Source organism: Olleya sp. 1-3, from assembly GCF_002836085.1.
In the GTDB taxonomy this organism is placed as follows: Bacteria; Bacteroidota; Bacteroidia; order Flavobacteriales; family Flavobacteriaceae; genus Olleya; species Olleya namhaensis.
This window is the reverse complement of the sequence record NZ_PJBW01000013.1, coordinates 1-19,525: the sequence shown is the minus strand read 5'-3', so window position 1 is coordinate 19,525 and position 19,525 is coordinate 1. Positions and strand designations below refer to the sequence as shown.

At 33.7% G+C, this 19,525-nt stretch carries 11 protein-coding genes; 7 read left to right on the top strand and 4 right to left on the bottom strand.

Annotated elements, in window-relative coordinates; translation table 11 throughout:
* Positions 1-16 precede the first annotated feature (16 nt).
* The gene (locus CXF54_RS12360; RefSeq protein WP_090842260.1) at positions 17-712 is read right to left on the bottom strand and encodes a LytR/AlgR family response regulator transcription factor; all 696 of its coding nucleotides are present in this window, start codon (positions 710-712) and stop codon (positions 17-19) included.
* A gap of 212 nt (positions 713-924) precedes the next feature.
* Here CXF54_RS12360 and rpsF point away from each other — a divergent pair, with 212 nt between their 5' ends.
* The 7 genes from rpsF (at position 925) to hisS (ending at position 8,338) form a co-directional block, all read left to right on the top strand.
* Entirely contained in the window at positions 925-1,263 is a 339-nt protein-coding gene (gene rpsF / locus CXF54_RS12355; protein ID WP_090842257.1) for a 30S ribosomal protein S6, read from the top strand.
* A 2-nt stretch (positions 1,264-1,265) separates the two neighbouring features.
* Entirely contained in the window at positions 1,266-1,562 is a 297-nt protein-coding gene (gene rpsR / locus CXF54_RS12350) for a 30S ribosomal protein S18 (RefSeq protein WP_090842255.1), read from the top strand.
* A gap of 13 nt (positions 1,563-1,575) precedes the next feature.
* The gene (gene rplI, locus CXF54_RS12345; protein WP_101203791.1) at positions 1,576-2,019 is read left to right on the top strand and encodes a 50S ribosomal protein L9; all 444 of its coding nucleotides are present in this window, start codon (positions 1,576-1,578) and stop codon (positions 2,017-2,019) included.
* A gap of 143 nt (positions 2,020-2,162) precedes the next feature.
* Positions 2,163-5,279, top strand: a complete 3,117-nt coding sequence (locus CXF54_RS12340) for a carboxypeptidase regulatory-like domain-containing protein (protein ID WP_101203790.1) — start codon at positions 2,163-2,165, stop codon at positions 5,277-5,279.
* Positions 5,280-5,368: 89 nt separating this feature from the next.
* Entirely contained in the window at positions 5,369-6,304 is a 936-nt protein-coding gene (locus CXF54_RS12335; RefSeq protein ID WP_101203789.1) for a glycerophosphodiester phosphodiesterase family protein, read from the top strand.
* A gap of 5 nt (positions 6,305-6,309) precedes the next feature.
* Positions 6,310-6,777 (top strand): DUF6495 family protein, encoded by a 468-nt coding sequence (locus CXF54_RS12330; RefSeq protein WP_090842247.1) that lies wholly within the window; start codon positions 6,310-6,312, stop codon positions 6,775-6,777.
* Between the two features lie 178 nt (positions 6,778-6,955).
* Positions 6,956-8,338, top strand: a complete 1,383-nt coding sequence (hisS, locus tag CXF54_RS12325; RefSeq protein ID WP_090842245.1) for a histidine--tRNA ligase — start codon at positions 6,956-6,958, stop codon at positions 8,336-8,338.
* A gap of 81 nt (positions 8,339-8,419) precedes the next feature.
* On the opposite strand, the gene CXF54_RS12320 is transcribed toward hisS, so the two are convergent.
* The 3 genes from CXF54_RS12320 to CXF54_RS12310 all read right to left on the bottom strand — a co-directional run.
* A complete protein-coding gene (locus tag CXF54_RS12320; protein ID WP_232782614.1) occupies positions 8,420-13,792 on the bottom strand; it encodes a LamG-like jellyroll fold domain-containing protein in 5,373 nt (1,790 codons plus the stop codon).
* 224 nt (positions 13,793-14,016) lie between these two features.
* Positions 14,017-18,645 carry a LamG-like jellyroll fold domain-containing protein gene (locus tag CXF54_RS12315; protein ID WP_101203788.1) on the bottom strand — a complete coding sequence of 1,543 codons (4,629 nt, stop codon included), beginning with the start codon at positions 18,643-18,645 and terminating at the stop codon, positions 14,017-14,019.
* 238 nt (positions 18,646-18,883) lie between these two features.
* Positions 18,884-19,525, bottom strand: a 642-nt coding sequence (locus CXF54_RS12310; RefSeq protein ID WP_157823447.1) for a MopE-related protein, incomplete at its 5' end; no start/stop codon positions are given.

Below are 19,525 nucleotides of genomic sequence, written 5' to 3'. Positions count from 1 at the left end.
TAAAGAATGTAGTTGTTTAGATGCTATTTAAAGCTTCTACTAACTGTGTTTTTTTGTTTCTACTTAAAGGTATTTCGTAAGCACCAACTTCAACATTTTTACTGTTAAATCGGTCTACTTTGTCAAGATTGACAATATATGATTTGTGGATTCTTAAAAACTTACCTTCTGGTAATTCGCTTTCAAAAGCTTTCATTGTAGATAATACAACAAGACTGGTGTCTTCAGTTACTAATTTTACATAGTCACCAAGTGCTTCAATCCATTTAATATCTCTAATGTAAACTTTACGTTTTTTAAGATTACTTTTTACAAATATATGTTCTCCTTCTTCTTGATTAAAATCAAGTTTTAATTTATGGTGCTCTACAGCTTTATCAACTGCTTGGCTAAAACGTTCTCTAGTTATAGGTTTTTGTAAATAATCGGTAGCATCATAATTAAATGCTTTAAATGCGTATTCTGTTTTACCAGTTACAAAAACAATTTGAGGTTTATTATTTAGTACGTCTAGTAATTCAAAACCATTTAATACAGGCATTTCAATATCTAAGAAGATAAGGTCTACCTTATGTGTATTTAATCCGTTTTTAGTCTCTAAAGCACTGCTGTACTCAGCAATCAAGTTTAGATGATTGTTGTTTTCAATTAGCTTTACAATAGACAGTCTTTGTATTGCTGAATCGTCCACTACTACACAATTTAATACCATAGTCTTTATTCTTTATAGGTTAAGTTATCGACAATAGTACAAAAAATAGGGATTAAAACCAAAAAACTCCGCTAAAATGTAAATTTTAACATTTTAAAAAGATTTTATTGAACGCTTTATTTTGTATTAAAAATGATTGAAAAGTACTTGTGGGATTAAATAAAAAGAATTATTTTTGCACTCATTTTTAACACAAATTAAATTAGATTTTTATGAATCATTATGAAACTGTTTTCATCTTAAATCCCGTTTTATCTGAAACACAGATAAAGGAAACAGTACAGAAATACGAAGAATTTCTTGTATCTAGAGGAGCAAAGATGGTATCAAAAGAAGATTGGGGACTTAAGAAGTTAGCTTACCCAATTCAAAACAAAAAAAGTGGATTTTACCACTTATTTGAGTACCAAGTAGAAGGAGAAGTAATCAATCCTTTAGAAGTAGAGTTTAGACGTGATGAGCGTTTTATGCGTTACTTAACTGTAGCTATGGACAAACATGCAGTGTCATGGGCGGAACGTAGAAGAGTTAAATTAAAACAAAAAGCTTAATTATGGCAAGTATAGATCAACAAGCAAAAGGAAAAAAAGAAGGAGAGATCAGATATCTTACACCTTTAAATATTGAAACTAACAAACAAAAGAAATATTGTCGTTTCAAAAAGTCTGGTATCAAGTATGTAGATTACAAAGATGCAGATTGGTTATTAGGTTTTGTTAACGCTCAAGGTAAAATTTTACCAAGACGTTTAACAGGAACTTCATTAAAGTATCAAAGAAAAGTGTCTGTTGCTGTTAAAAGAGCACGTCACTTAGCTTTAATGCCATATGTAGCAGATTTATTAAAATAAAAATATCATAACAATGGAACTTATATTAAAACAAGACGTTGAGAACTTAGGATTTAAAGACGATGTTGTAACGGTAAAGAACGGTTATGGTAGAAACTTTTTAATCCCTACAGGACACGCGATTTTAGCAACTAAATCTGCTATCAAATCGTTAGAAGAAACTTTAAAGCAACGTGCTTACAAAGAAGCTAAAGAGGTTGAACAAGCTAACGTAATTGCTGAAGCAATTAAAGCTTTAGAAATCAAAATAGCTGCTAAAGTTGGACAAGGAGACAAATTATTTGGTTCTGTAAACAACATTGATGTTGCTGAAGCATTAGCTAAAGAAGGTCAAATAATTGAGAAGAAATTTATCTCTGTTACTACAGTTAAGCGTTTAGGTAAATATAACGCAGCAGTACGTTTACATAGATCAGTAAATGTTGATTTAGAATTTGAAGTTGTTGCTCAAGCATAACTAAAAATTGTTGTTAACAATACGTTAATAAATAGTATTCAAATATTAAAGCCACTCTGTAAAGAGTGGCTTTTTTTGTTATATTTTTGTTAAATGTTATGCTTGCATAATATCAAAAACAATCAACACAACAATATAACACAATGAAAAAACTTAACTTAACTATTACTTTATTGTTATTTACAGTACTGAGTTTTGCTCAGGTCACTACATCTAACATTAAAGGTCTTGTTCAGGATGACACCAACGAGCCATTATTTGGTGCCAATGTGGTAGCAGTACATGGTCCAACGGGAACTAAGTATGGCGCTATTACAAACTTAGATGGACGTTACAATTTATTAAATCTTAGAGTAGGTGGACCGTATACGGTATCTATTACTTATGTTGGATTTAAAGAGCAAACATTTACTAATGTATATTTAACATTAGGTAAAACAACAAACTTAGATGCTGCAATGAATGGTAATGCCGAGTCTTTAGATGAGGTTGTTATTACAGGGTCTGCTTCTGGTACTTTTGGAAGTGATAGAACTGGTGCAGAAACTAGTGTTGGAAGACGTGAGTTAACAACGTTGCCTACTATTTCTAGATCTGCTGCAGATTTTACAAGGTTAGAGCCTTCTGCTTCAGGAAACTCTTTTGGTGGTAGAAATGATCAATTTAACAACTTTAGTTTAGATGGTGCAGTTTTTAATAATCCATTTGGATTAGATGCTGCAACTCCGGGAGGTCAAACAGATTCTCAGCCAATATCTTTAGATGCTATTGAGCAGATTCAAGTATCTTTAGCACCTTATGATGTTACATTGTCTGGTTTTACTGGTGCTGCTGTTAATGCGGTAACTAAAAGTGGAACTAATGAGTTTCATGGTACTGTTTACGGTTTTACTAGAAACGAAGACATGACTGGAGGAAAGATTAAAGGAGAAGATGTTTTTCAGTCGGATTTAGAACAAAACCAATATGGTGTTAGTATCGGAGGTCCAATTGTAAAAAATAAATTATTCTTCTTTGCTAACTTTGAAAAGGACGAACGTTCTGATTTAGGTACAAATGGTTTTGTACCAGATACAGGAAGTGGCGCAATTAACGAAACTCGTGTTTTAGAGTCTGATCTATTAATTGTTCAAAATGCATTATTGGACTTAGGATATGATCCAGGACGTTACCAAGGATTTAATTACGATTCAAATTCTACTAAAGGTATCTTTAAGTTAGATTGGAATATTAATGATAATAACCGTTTAGCGGTAATTTATAATTTTTTAAATGCATCTAAACAAAAACCTGCACATCCATCAGCATTAGGTTTTAGAGGGCCGGACACAAACACATTACAGTTTGAAAACACAGGATATGAGATCAATAATAACATCAAGTCTTTTCAATTAGAATTAAACTCGACGTTATCTAGTAGCGTAAGTAATAAGTTTCAAATGGGGTATACTCATTTTGACGATTATAGAAATGCATTATCATCACCAGCACCAACAATTACAATTACAAATGGTGGTTCTAATTATATTATTGCAGGACATGAGCCTTTTTCTATTAACAATACATTGGATCAGAAAGTATTTCAATTTTCAAATAACTTAAACTATGTTGAAGGTGATCATACGTACACTGTAGGTTTCTCTTATGAGAAATTTCAGTTTGATAACTCTTTCAATTTAGGAGCTTATGGAGCGCAAGGCGTCTTTTTTCCAACAACAACAATGGACGATTTTCAAAACTTTGCAGATTCAGGACAATTACAAGCATTATTTAACGATGCTGCAGCTGCAAACGCAAGTTTAGAAGCAAACGGTGAAGGTGTTGCAGGGGGTTGGGCATTAGCCGAAACGAATGTAGGACAATTAGCATTTTATCTTCAGGATGAATGGAATGTTACTGAAAACTTTAAATTAACATACGGTGTTAGATTTGACAAGCCATTATTTTTTGACTCATCTTCAAAAGCACAAGATGTTATTGATAGAGCATGTTGTTATGCTCCAGGAATTGAATATGTAAATCCTAATACAGGAGAAGGTGTGTTTTTAGATAACACTAAAATGCCATCAAACAAAGTATTAATCTCTCCAAGAGTTGGGTTTAATTATGATGTAAAAGGAGATAATAGTTTTCAAGTACGTGGTGGAACGGGATTATTTACAGGTCGTTTACCATTTGTATGGTTAGGTAACCAGATTGCTAATCCAGAAGTATTCTTTTACCAAGTAGTAGATCCAGATTTTAAATTCCCTCAAGTATGGAGAACAAATATTGGAGCAGATTACAGATTTGATAATGGTATTGTTGCAACAACAGATATTTCTTATACAAAAGATATTAATGGAGCACACGTACAAAACTGGGGACTTCGTAATCCTACGGGAACTTTAAATGCGCCTGGAGATACAAGAGCAATCTACACATCAGATGATGTTATTAATAATGCTTACGTATTTACAAACTCAAACAAAGGTCGTGTTTGGAACTTTACAGCTAAGGCTCAAAAAACATTTGATAACGGATTATACACAAGTGTTGCTTATAACTACTTAAACTCTAAGGATGTTAATTCAATTGAAGCAGAAATTACGGGTGATGCATTTGCATTTAATCCAGTAGTTGGTAATGCTAATAACGATGTGTTATCACATTCTAAATACGGAGATACACACCGTTTTATTGGTGTTGCAAGTAAAAAGTTTACTTATGGTAATGATAAATGGTCAACAACAATCTCTACGTTCTTTGAGTACGCTCAAGGTGGACGTTTTAACTACACTTATGGTGGAGATTTAAACGGAGATGGTTCTAACTTAAACGATTTACTTTACGTACCTACAGCTGCAGAATTACAAGACATGCAATTCTCAGGAGCTGGACAAGCTGAGGCTTTTGAGTCTTTTATCCAACAAGATGATTATTTAAGTGATCGTCGTGGAGACTATGTAGAGCGCTACGGTGCTTTAGCTCCATGGAGAGGACGTTGGGATCTTAAATTACTACAAGACTACAAGTTTAATGTAGGAGGTGGTAAAACTAATACAATACAGTTTAGTGTTGATGTATTAAATGTTGGAAACTTATTAAATAGTGACTGGGGTCTTGTACAACAACCAAGTTCTGTACAACCATTAGGAGTAGATGTTGATGCATCTGGTGTGCCAACATATACGTACACAGGAGCAACAGAAACATTTTCTTATAACTCAAGCTTATTATCAAGGTGGCAAGCACAATTTGGAGTTAGATACATTTTCTAGTCCATACGTCATAGATATTTTTTAAATTTGCGCTCCTTTTAAGGGGCGCATTTTTTTTTATTCAATATTATAACTTAAAACATTTTTAAATGATTTTTTTATTTCAACGCTTTCGCGGAAACCTTGCCTTTAAAAACATATACTTAGCAGTGCTATTAGTGGCTTTTGTGTCTTGTAAAAAAGAGACAGCTCAAGTATCAAAAACAACTACAGTAGATGCTTCTACACTTAAACAATCGGCGTTAATCGAAACTTTTAAGTACCAGCCAGAGCAAGAGTTGATTATTAGTGTGCACAGAGGTGGTAAAGGTTTAAAGCATTATCCTGAAAACTGTTTAGAAACTTTAAAATATATAAATGATAGTATTCCTGCTATCTATGAAATTGACATCGCGCAGACTAGAGATAATGTATTAGTATTAATGCATGATAATACATTAGAGCGTACCACTACTGGAACAGATAAATTAAACAAGTATACTTACCAGGAGTTGCAAGCCTTTAATTTAGAAGATGATTATGGTAATGAAACAGCATTTAAGATACCAACGTTAAAAGAGGTCTTACTTTGGGCTAAAGAAAAAAACGTAGTACTTACATTGGATAAGAAAAAGAGTGTGTCTTTTGACGCTATTGTAGCTTTAGTAAAGCAAGTAGAAGCAGAAGATGTCTCAATAATTATTACATACGATTTAAAGCAAGCGGAAGAAGCATACGGTTTAGCGCCTAATTTAATGTTATCTGTATCTGCTAGAAATCAAAAAGAATTAGATTGGTTATTAAATTCAAAAATACCAACACAAAATATGTTAGCATTTACGGGGACAAGATTATCTCCAAACTACTTTTATAAAACAGTACAATCACACGGTATAAAAACCATGTTAGGTACATTAGGAAACTTAGATAAGCAAGCAGAGGCAAAAGGAGAGGTGCCATATACGTTATGGAGAGATAAAGGAATAGATCTTTTTGCAACTGATAGACCTTTTGAAGTAGCTAAAGCATTAAATATTAAGAAATAGAGAAGATGAAGTATTCTAGACTTACAAAAGAACAATTTGAAGAATTACATAAAGAGTTTATTAACTTTTTAGCAACACAAACCATTACCGCAGACGAGTGGGATAAGCTTAAAACGGAAAAGCCTGAAGTTGCAGAGCAGGAATTAGATGTGTTTAGCGACTTGGTTTGGGAAGGTGTCTTATCTACTGTGAAGTATGTTGAGCAGATATCGGAGCACAACATACATTTGTTTGTGTTTAACGAAGATCACATGCATGTTATTGGAATTAAAATAGATGGACCTATAGATGTAACAACAACTGATGGATTTAATTGGTTGCGTGAAAATTTAATGGATGATACGGTTACATTTACTCAAGGTAAAAAAGATTATTCTGAAGACAAAAACTTAGATAAATTTAAGTTGATACAATCCGGAAGTGCAATTACAAAAGGGGAGTTGTATGAGTATTTTAACAAGTTAATCAACTAAGACATTCGTAATTAGTAAAAACGTATTACAGGCTTGTTATGGTAGGTAATAGTGTTTTTTCTTCTAAAGGGACACAAAGACAACAGTATTATATATTTTTGTCAAGCCTACAGTAGTAGGTTCTATTTTAAAATTATAAGTAAACATTAAAAATAGTTCTGCTTTGGCAGAAAATATTATGGCACAAAAACCAAGCATACCAAAAGGAACAAGAGATTTTAATCCAGAACAAGTAGCAAAACGTAACTACATTTTTAGTACTATTAAGTCTAAATTTGAGCGTTTTGGGTTTCAACCTATAGAAACACCAAGTTTTGAAAACTCGGATACCTTAATGGGTAAATATGGAGAAGAAGGTGACCGTTTGATTTTTAAAATTTTGAATAGTGGTGATTATTTGTCAAAAGTAAATGATGACTTATATACTGAGAAAAATTCAAATAAAATAACAACTAAAATATCAGAGAAAGCATTGCGTTATGATCTTACAGTACCATTTGCAAGATACGTGGTACAACATCAAAACGATATAGAGTTTCCGTTTAAACGTTATCAAATGCAGCCGGTATGGCGTGCAGATAGACCTCAAAAAGGACGTTTTAGAGAGTTTTATCAATGTGATGCAGATGTTGTAGGAAGTGATAGTTTATGGCAAGAGGTTGAGTTTGTACAATTGTATGACGAGGTCTTTACTGCTTTAAAATTGGAAGGTGCGACTATTAAAATTAATAATCGTAAAATACTTTCTGGTATTGCAGAAGTTATTGGAGCAAGTGATAAGTTAATTGACTTTACTGTTGCTTTAGATAAATTAGATAAAATAGGAGAGGAAAAGGTAAAAGAAGAAATGCTTGGTAAAGGTATTTCTGAAGCTGGTATTGCTAAGCTTCAACCGTTGTTTACATTAACTGGCGATTTTGGTTCTCAAATAGCCAGTTTAAAATCAATATTATCAACGTCTGAAGAAGGTCAAAAGGGTATTGAAGAATTAGATTTTATTAATACTGCAATTTCTACTTTAGGTTTAAAATCTGCAAAGTTGCAATTAGATGTAACTTTGGCTAGAGGATTAAATTACTATACAGGTGCTATTTTTGAAGTATCTGCACCAGAAGGTGTGGCTATGGGATCTATTGGTGGAGGTGGAAGATACGATGACTTAACAGGTATCTTTGGTCTTAAAAATGTTAGTGGAGTAGGTATCAGTTTTGGATTAGATCGTATTTACTTAGTTTTGGAAGAATTAGGATTGTTTCCAGAAACTATAACTAAATCTACTGAGGTTATCTTTATTAACTTTGGAGATAACGAAGCTTTGTTCTGCTTAAAAGCTGTAAAAGCATTAAGAGAAGCTGGTATAAATGCTGAGTTGTATCCTGATAAGATTACAAACGGAAAACACATGAAAAAACAAATGAATTATGCTAACAAGCGTAACATTCCTTTTGTTGTTTTAGTTGGTGAAGAAGAATTGAAAAATAGCCAGTTTACTTTAAAAAATATGGTATCTGGAACTCAAGATACTGTTGACTTAGAAACAATGATTTCTAAAATAAAATAAAAGGTAACTCTTTATAATAGTAAAAGCCGAAACGCAAGTTTCGGCTTTTTTAGTAAATGAGAATTAATTTGGGGTATTCACTTACTCAACTAAAACTTTTTTAGATAGTTCTCCATTATCTGTTTTTAACTTAATAATATAGGTTCCTGTGCTAAGTTTTCCTGTTTTTAATTCGATGTAATCTTGAGTTTCTAAATCTGAAAAATCAGCAATAAGTTGTCCTAATATGTTATAAAGATTTACAGATGTTATACTATTTAATTTAGGATTGCTTACAACAATACTATTACTGCTGTTGGCGTAATAAGTGTTTAGTGTAGTTTCTAAAGTATGATCCTCAACTCCTAAAGTTTCTGAAGCACTAAAGACCAATTCAAACCTATCAGTATATTCTCCTGCGGCTAATTGTATTGTAAAATCAGATGCTCTTAAATCGCTATAAGTGGCATTTAAAATATCATGTATGTAAATGTCTAAGTCAGAAGGCACGTTTTCTAGCGCATCAATCGTAATCGTGTTGTTACCGTCTAAGTTAGTTTTTAGTATTAAAGGTAATACTGTGCTAGTGTTAATTACATCAATCCCTTGTATGATGTAATTCCCGTTGTTAATATCCCAATACATATCATCAATTTGGTTTTCTGTACTTTCACCATCATAGCCCCAATCATAACCAGAAGTAGCATTTGGATCTTGAGTTACTAGCAATTGTCTGTGTATTCCGTTAACGGAATTTAAGCCTAATCTAATTTTTAACCTTTCGTCAGAATTATAGTTGTCATCGGTTGTATTGTCAACATCTTGCCTTACAAATACTGAAGATCCACTGCCTTCTTTTTCAAAGACACGTTGATTATTATTAAACTTTAAAGTACCAGTGTTTTCACTTTTTACAAAGAAACCTTGTGCTACGGGAATATAACGACCCGGTAATTTTGATGGAGTACCACCAGTCGCTACTAGTGGGTCATTTGTACCATAACTTGCAGCAGGTGTTGCTCCGGATAGATTGTATGAGGCATAACCACCTTGGTATTGTGCTAAATTATGAGAGCCACCTCCCCAATGTTCCCAATAATATAATGTTCCTGTTGTGCTTCCTGCACCTTCAATGGTAGGCCCGTTATCTATAATAAATTGATGTGCATCTATTGCAGAGGCATAAGGGTTTCCAATTAGATACTCGTTAGCAGCTGTAATAGGAAGTGTTATTTCGCCATTGTTAGGTTTTCCTTGGAAGACATAGTTTTGTTCTGTTAGTACATTTCCATTAGTGTTATTGACTCCTTTTAGAGTAAAACCTTCCCCTGTATTTAAAGATCCTGTACTTCTTACATGTTGCCAATCGGCATAAGCTCCAGATTGATTAGCGTATTTCCATATCCAATAATCAGCGATTCCAATTGGGGTACCTGATGTACCGTCATAACTGTTTGTAATAAAGTTAATATCTACTGGTGCTGCAGGATTACTACCGTCTTTAAAAATTGTAGGTACCGTGTAGCTATTATTGTTACTAGTTGTATTTGTTACGCCCACAGGAGATGACCAATAATTATAAGTGTATAAATCTTGTGTTCCTTGTTGGTCGCGTTCTAGAGTTCCGGAACTGGTGCTGTCTAAATCACTTTCAAAAGTTTGTATTAATTGAGATTCGCCTTGTAAATCAATTTTACCATCTATTTTTAAATAATGCGTGATAGTTAAACCATTTCCAGAGTTAGTCGCAGTAGTACCATCTGCAGTTAAAATGTTGTTTTGTACATTTAAAGCTAAAATAGTCCTGTTGTTTTTATTTATTGAAGGCAAAGTTGCATTCACTAAGGTAACGTTGTGGTTGGTGTTAACTATATTCCAGTCTATGGTAATATTTGGGTCCACTATAGATTGTGATCCTGGAATATACCACTCGGTACCACTTGCCCAACTATTAGAGTTGTCCCAGTTACCATCTGCTGAGGTGTTGTAGGGTAGTGGAGAGGTTTGAAACTCTAAAGTAAACTTACTAGGGTCTGTTAAGCTACCTCTATTGCCATTTCCAGAAACATCGTTAAGATGGGTTCCGATATAAGAGTTCATGTTGTAATACGCCTTAAGATTGGTCCAGTTGATACTGTTAATATCATTTTTGGTAATTGTATTTGGTACAATAACGCCATTAACAACGGTTCCTGCTTTTTCAAGTTCTTGGTTCATAACATAGCGCAGCTGCGTAATAGAAAGCGCTTGATCCCAGATTCTAACCTCATCAATATCTCCTTTAAAAAAATCTAAAACATTTGTTTTGTCAATATAAATGGCGCCAATAGCAAAGTCAGAACCATTAGGAGTCGGGTTAATTAATGTTTTTGTAGTATCCAAAACCCCATCAATGTATAATTTAGCAATGCCATTGTCGTAAACACAGGCGACGTGATGCCATACATTATTTGGAATTGTAGTATTGGATTCTATTCTTCCTGAAGCGGTAGTTCCTATAGTAAAGCTTACTAAGTTGCTATCTGTTAAAAAGAATTTATACCCATCAACACCATCATTTTTTGCAACTATAGTTTTGTCTGAAGCTAGGGCGTTTGAACCATTTGTTTTTACCCAAGCGGAAGCAGTAAAATCTCCAGCTAAATCTATTTTGTCTCCAACTAGTGTAAAATTATCTACACCGTCAAAGCCTAAATGTCTTGATTTTATTTCTTCATGTGCTACTCCAAAAGTGAAATATTTTGTTCCATCAAAATCATAACTACCTTCTTTAGTTGGGATACCATTAAAAGTATTGGAGTCTAAAAATACTGTTTGCAGATTGGTTGAAAAACCAGCATCATCAGAAACTAATAGTACGTAGGCATCGTTTCCTGTTAAAGGCGGTAAACCTGCAAGATCTGTATCAAATACTGATACCTCAACTTTTCCAATATCATCACCAGCAGTTTCAACTATTTTCCATTTTCTGTTCATTACATCTGTAATGGTAGTAACAGTTGCAGGTCCTAAGCTAACTGTAATTGAGCTTCCTGAGGTACTTGTGTTTTGTCCATCATTACCCCAAACTAAAAATTCATTACTAGTATTAAATGCGCTGGTGTTGAGGTTGTTTGTTGTTTCTGTATTAGTTAATGATATTGCAACAATACTTGAGTTGTTGACACTTTTAGATTGTTTTTGGGTTAAATCAGAATCGTCATCTCTTCCAATTCCTGCAATATCATAGTTAAAACCTGAGTTAGCAGAAGTATCCCAAATTACGGATCCGTTTGAGGCAACGTAATCTTGTGACGTTCCGTTAACACCTAATGTTACTCCGTATTTAATAGCAAGATAAGATTGTATTTTATTACGTTCGTCTAATAGGTTTGCATCGTTTTTACGAGAAGAAAATGAGATTATTTCTACTATTCTAGCATTTGTTGCTGCTTCATAACCTTCACTTCTTCCAATCCAATAACGAGAATTATTTACATTTGAAAAATCTGAAATATCATTCTGTACGGTTTCAACATTATTAGCATTGTAAAACAACTCTTGTCTAGTTAAAGCGCTATTGTTTCTGGCGTTTAATATTCCTACATTATTATAGTTGTTTGACGTGTTGTTGTCAGCGACACCGTATCCAGTGTATGGTGATGTTGCAGTTGTTGGTCCTACGCAATACGCAAAGACTTCATTAGTAAATCTTGCAGAGTAACGCCCGTATCCAAACCCTGTAACGTCTACTGTATTTGTATTAATATCTTCGTCTCCACAAAATACATCCATATTACCAAATGTTGCATTTATATTAGTGTCAGGTAAAATAACAGCAAACATATCTTGAGTGTAAAAACCGGTTCCTCCTTCTAAGAAATCTCCATTTGTGCTGTCGTAAGAGTAATCATCATCTGTTGGGGCTAGTGTATAAGAGCTATCAAAGTCTAAGACTGCATTAAAATTAACGTTGTAATCAGGATGGTCTCTGTATGTTGGCTCTTGTCCTGCGGTATTTACTGTAGCGTTATTTGTATTTGCTTGATCATACCATGTTGTTATAGGTTGGTTATCGCTAACACCAGCACCATCATTTGCTTTTAGCCATGTTTCTAAGTTAGCAGTAATACCTCCTGGTCCATTGGTTACTGATGATGTTGTACCGTACCCTTGGATGTAAAAAATATAAGGGTTTTCGTTAGAATCGTTATTTGCTATTGTCAGTATTGCAGATCTTAATCCGTTGGCAGAAGGATCAAAAGTAATATCAAAACTAGTCGTATTTCCGGCAGCTATAACAGAAGTAGGAGTTGTTGTTAGCGTAAAGTCTGAAGCGTTTGCTCCTGTTATTGTTACATATGGGGATAAACCTGTTAAGTTTAATGGAAGTGTTCCATCATTATTAATTAAGAATGTTTTAGTAGCGTTTCCTGTAGTAACATTTGTAGATCCAAAATCAGTGTTGTCTGAAGTGTTTGGTGTTGTGTCTCCATTGATTATGCTAATGCTATTTCCTGTAATATCTATTTCAGGTAATGGTGTTGTGGTAGCAATAAGAGAAATATCGTCAATAGCGATATCGCTTCTAAAACCATTACCTGTTGTTCCTGAAAATCTTAGGTTAATACTTTGTCCAACGTATGCGCTTAAATCTAATGTAACCAAAGCCCACGAAGCACCATTGCTAGTTTGCACTTGACCAGATTGTGACCAGATGTTGTTAGGAAAGGTTGCGCCATTATTTGTACTTAAGTCTACATTTAGATTTCCAGTAGCGCTACCATACATGTGATAGTAAAATGAGAATACCGGATTGCTGGCACCGGATAAGTCAAAACATGGGCTTATTAAATTAGCGGTACTGTTATTATAATCAGTTGCTTCTGTGTATAAATAATAGTTGCCATCATTAGCAGTTGAAGGCCCGGTATTACTAGATGGTGTGCCATTAGCATCTCGTGTCCAATTCATGTTGTCTCCTGTATCTTGAGACCAATCTCCTAAACCAGATTCAAAACTTTCAGTGTATGGAAAAGTTGTAATAACAGAAGTACAGGTAGCGCTACATCCTCCAGAAACATTAAAATATAAGGTTGTTCCGCCTGAGTTTGCACTGTTACCTGAATTTGTTAATACAGTTGTACCGCTTGAGGTTATGGTAATATTGGAGGCGCCGCCATTCCACCCATCATTATATGTGTCGTAGATAGTAGCATAATAGTTGTTTCCGTCAGGTAAGCAGCTTAAATCTAAGGTTGTTGAATAAGACGAATTTGAAGCGCCAGTATAACCATCATCAATAGTAGCTAATAATGTACCTGAAGGATTATATATTTGCACCCTATTTTCTGAAGACCATTCGGGCCAATTTACTGTTACTTGAACTGCTGAGGTTTGTGCATAGGTTAAAGAGAAACTTAAAAACAAAACAGTAAACATCATGTTTTTACATAATGTTTTAGCTAGTAATACTTTAGGAGTATAGTTTTTCATAAGTAGGATTTTAGTTTAGTTGGGGAACTAATATTTAAATCGGGATAAAACTACCTATAAATTAGATGAATAACAAAATTATTCGATGAAATACATCTTTAGTGCTGCTTTGTGATTTGTTTAGACGTTTAAGTGTTTTTTAATACAGTTGAATGGTTTAAAAGTAAAAACCCAAAACAAGTGTTTTGGGTTTTTATTTATATAAAAAATTTTGTAACCTTTTATTATTCGATTAAAACCTTTTTAGAGAATGTCCCATCGTTAGTTTTTACTTTTAATATATAGCTACCTGTACTTATTACATTTGTTTTTAATTCGATTAAATCTATAGATTCAAAGTCATTAAAAACAGTAATTTCCTGTCCAATTATATTAAATAAACTCACAGATTTGATAGTTTCTAACTTAGGGTTGTTAACTACAATAGTATTGGAATTATTTGCATAATAAAATTGTATTGTTGTTTCAATATCAAATTCATTTGTAGACAACACTTCAGATTGACTGAATCTTAATTCAAAACGATCTGTATAAGCACCTGCAGCAAGATAAATTGAGAACGTATCCTGTTTTATATCATGATATAGGTTGGTTACTGTATCATAGATGTAAATTTCCATGTTTTCCGGTGTGTTTTCTAAAGCATCAATTACAAAAGTGTTTTCTCCGTCCGTATTTGTATGTACTCCTAATGGTAATATCGTAGAGGCGTTAATGGCATTTGTACCTTGTATTATGTACTGGTTGTCTTCAATCATCCAATAAATATCATCCATTTGAGATTCGTTGTTTTCTCCGTCATAACCCCAATCGTAACCTGAAGTAGCATTAGCATCTTCAGTAACTAACAACTGTCTGTGTAAATTGTTAACCGAGTTAAAGCCTAATCTGATTTTTAAGCGGTCATCAGAATTATAAACATCACTAGTTGCATTAGTATCAGAGGTTCTTACAAATACAGAGGAAGCTCCTTCTTTTTCAAATACACGTTGACCGTTATTAAACCTAATGCTTCCTGTGTTTTCACTTTTAACGAAAAAACCTTGAGAAACAGGGATGTAACGCCCAGGCAGTTTAACCGGTGTTCCGCCTGTCCCAACTAGTGGGTCATTAGTTCCATAACTGGCAGCAGGAGTAGATCCTGATAAGTTATAGGTAGCATAACCTCCCTGATAATTTGCAAGGTTGTGAGAACCACCTCCCCAATGTTCCCAGAAATATAATGTTCCAGTAGTGCTTCCTGCGCCTTCAATAGTAGGTGCATTATCCATTATAAATTGATTAGCATCTAAAGCCGAAGCGTATGGGTTACCTACTAAATATTCATTACCTACTGTTATTGGTAGTGTAATATTACCGTTGTTTGGTTTTCCGTTAAAAACATAGTTTTGTTCTAATAAAACGTTTCCGCTTGTATCTGTAACCCCTTTTAAGGTAAATCCTTCTCCAGAAATTAAAGTACCTGTACTTCTTACATGTTGCCAATCTGCATAAGCGCCTGATTGATTAGAGTATTTCCAAATCCAATAATCTGCAATTCCTATTGGAGTTCCTGTTGTTCCATCATAACTGCTAGTTATAAAATTTATGTCTATTGGATTGTTAGGATCTGTACCATCTTTAAATACTTGTGGTAAAGTGTAAGCATTATTATTTGTACTTGTATTACCAACACCTACTGGAGAAGACCAATAATTGTATGTGAATAAATCTTTTGTACCCTGTTGGTCGCGTTCTAACACTCCGGAACTAGTTACATCAAGATCACTATTTAAAGATTGAATTAATTGAGATTCACCTTGTAAATCAATTTTACCATCTAATTTTAAGTAATGTGTTATAGTTAAGCCATTTCCAGTTCTTAGACTTGTAGTACCATCTAGCATTAGCGTATTGCTTTGAACATCCATACCTAATACACGTCTGTTACTATTATTATTAGTAGGTAAACTAACGTTATCCATGGTTATATTATGACTTGTTTGTACAATATTCCAGTCTACAGTTATATCTGAATCTACGATTGATGCAGAGCCTGGAATGTATTGTTTGTCTCCATTGGTCCATGTATTATGACTAGTCCAAGTTCCGTTAGATTTAGAAGAATAGGGTAGTGGAGCAGTTTGGAAATCTACAGTATTTAGATTTCTTAAAGCACCTTGTCTATTATTACCTGATGCATCATTAGTGTTGGTGTATGTGTAGATGGACATTGGATAGTATCCTTCTAGTGTATTCCAAGCTAGCGTTGCGGTTTCATTATTTGTAATTGTTGTTGGTAATACTTTACCAGAAACAAAGGCTGCGTTTTGTTTAATTTCTTGATTTATAATATAACGTAATTGGTTTATGCTTAAAGCGGTACTCCAAACACGTACTTCATCAATATTTCCTCTAAAAAATTGTGTTGTACCTGTTTTAGCAGCAGAAGCCACATGAAAAGAATTAGTTGTGCTTACAGGTGCAGATCTGTTTACGGACCTATCTAAAACACCGTCAATGTATAAAAAGATTTTTGTGCCATTGTAAATTGCAGCAACATGATGCCATTCGTTATCAGGGATTTTAGTAATACTGGCTAATGTCTGATTACTTCCGTTTTTCCAGTACATTCTAATTCTGTTGTCATTTAAAATTTGAAAGTCATAACCTTCTGTAAAAGGATTGTTTCGTTTTGAAACAATTGATTTAATCCCAGTGTCAGCTGCGTCTCTTTTTATCCACGCAGATATCGTAAAGCCTGAAGGGTTTAAATCTAAATTGTCTTCCATGTCTATATAGTCTGTAGCACCATTAAAATATACAGAGCGCACAACTTCTACTTGAGGCGCGTATCCAAAAGTGATATATTTTGTACCATCAAAATCGTAGCTTGTTTCAAGATCAGTACCATTAATGGTCATGATTCTGTAATCTGCTGTGGGGTCAAATACAGGTGTATCTGAAATAAACATATAATAGTTACCCGGAGGGCTAATGTTTCTAATTGCATTTTGAGGAATTTTGATTTTTACATCTGAGACATCTCCGCCATTCTCTACAACTTTCCAAATACGTTGCATACCAAGAAAACTAACAGGAGTAGATAAACCTGAAATTCCTGAGCTCATGTCTACAGATATAACATTTGGTGCAGCGTCTAAACTAGCATTATTATTTCCCCAAACTAAAAATTCTTTATCTCCAAACGCAGTAGAGTTGGTGTTAATATTTGTAGAATTTGTATCATGTAAATCAGTTAATCCCATTGTAAGAATACCTTGAATCCTTCCGGTGCCATCAGTATTGTCATTTACACTTCTAGATTGTTTTTGATTTAACTCAGAGTCATTATCTCTACCTATACCTGTTATGTCATAATTGTAGCCTAGGTTTGCAGATTGATCCCATATTATGTTTCCAGAACTATCAACATAATCTTGAGAAGTACCATTTATACCTAACGTTATGCCATATTTTATTGCTAAATATGACTGTATTCTATTGCGTTCTTGTGTTAGGTTGTTATCAGATTTTCTTGAGTTATATGTAATTACCTCAGCAATACGACCATCAAAACTACCATTCCAATATTGACTTCGACCCAACCAGTATCTTCCATTATTTATTGTAGCGTATCGAGATATATCATTTGTTTCGTTCCCAACTTGATTGGCATTAAAATATAATTCCATATCAGTATCACTAGCATTCTGTCTAATATTTACAATTTGAATTTGATTATAATCTGTTGATGAATTAGTGTCTGATCTAGCATATCCATTTTCAGTGGGATTTGATGATGTTTCACTTGTTGTTCCTATACAATATGTCAGGCGTTCATTATTTAACCGTGCAGTATAAGATCCGTAACCAAATCCAGTAACGTCTTCTGTATAGCTTTCTGTTAAAGGATCTGAGCTAGTAAAAGTATCTAATGGTACCATAGAGCTTGTAATACTAGGATCTGGCATTAAAACAACAAACAAATCATTGGTGTTAAAACCTCCTGTTCCTTTTAACTCATCTCTATTAGTTAAATAGGTCATGTCAGAGCCTGAGGTGTTGTTATTGTTTTCAAACTCTATCACAGGATTAAAGTTCATGTTTTTACCACTATTATTTCTGTATACTGGTTCTTGACCAGTTACAACAACTTCGGCATGATTTCCTTTTCCATTATCAGACCACTTGGTAACATTTGCGCCATCAGAACCATAAGTTGTACCATCAAGTTGATCTGCTTTTAGCCATAAGTCTAAATTATTAGTTACACCGCCTGGTCCATTAGTTGGCGTGTTATAAGTAGTACCAGTTATTAAAATGTCATCGACCATTACATAATCATTTGTGTCACTAGCATCACATCGTATTCTAAATTGTCCTGTTGGTAATATTGGGAAGCTAAAGTCTGTAGCCATTAATGTTACCGTTTTACTGTAATGTATAACAGAATTAGTGCTTTGGAAATCCGCAGATTTAGTTGATACATTTCCGCTTACAAATCGCTTTACTGTTTCCCAAGATGAACCTAATCCACCACTATTGTATTCAACAAAAAAGTCTTCGCCATTTTCCATACTTATTGCTGTAAAGAAAAACTTAAGATCAATTTTGTCATAAATAAATAAACTATATGATGGCGAGGTCATAGCTGAATCATCTCCCGAGTTATCTCTTAGATAAAAACTATTATTTGCGCTGTAAGCATAAGTTGCGTTATTGGTTCTGACAGCTCTAGACCCTCCGGTCCAGCCTTGATTTCCAGATTCAAAGTCATAAAATCCTAAAGTAGTTTGTGAATTGGAGGTTTTAATAAATAACGTAATCGCTATTATTGTAAAAAAAGCGTTTTTGAGGGTCAAAAATTTCATAATTAGTTAAGTTGTAGTTAGGGACTAAATATTAAGTGTCAAATATACTGTATTTTGTCTTTGAAATGCAATTTTATTCGACAAACGACATATCTTAAATTTCAAATAACTGGTAATCAATATTTTAAGTGTTTTAAAAAAAATACATTTCAACCTATTTTATGGTATTTGAACGACTTTTTGTTGCGTAAAAAAAGCTAAATAAATCAATATTTAGCTTTTTTGAGAGTTTTTTTGTTTAGAATTTTATCAATTTGTGAGTGTGGATTATTACATTTTTGGAGTTAGAAATTCTTAAAAAGTAAGGTGCTTGTTCTAATCTTTCTAGATTATTTAAAACGATTTTACCGTTAATTGGTGTCGATATATTTCTGTGAACTATTCTTCCGTTTATATCATAAATTCTTGTGGTAATCATTTCATTTCTTAAAGCCAAAGGAAGTTTTATGTTTAAATAAGAATTAAATGGGTTAGGGCTAATGTTTATGTTTTCTATTTCAAAATCATGTACTCCTAAAGTAGGATCATCCATTCCATCACAATTTTCATCTATTCCGTTTCCTCCAATTTCGGTAGCTCCGGGAAAAATGGTATCGTTAGTATCGTCACAATCTTCATTATTTGTAGTGTATCCATCAGGAAGAGTACATGCTTCAATTATGTTGTCAAAGTCTCCGAAACCATCGTTGTCTGTGTCAGAATAATAGATGTTTTTAGGTCCATTATTTGATATTTCCCAAGCACATGTTATCTCATTAAAGATAGCTGTCTCATTACATTCTATTTCTGGTTCTGTAGGTTGTGTTCCTGTTACATCCCAAGTACAAGTCGTGTTGTTGAAGGTTGCAGTTTCATAACATTCTGTAGTTGGTTCTGCAGG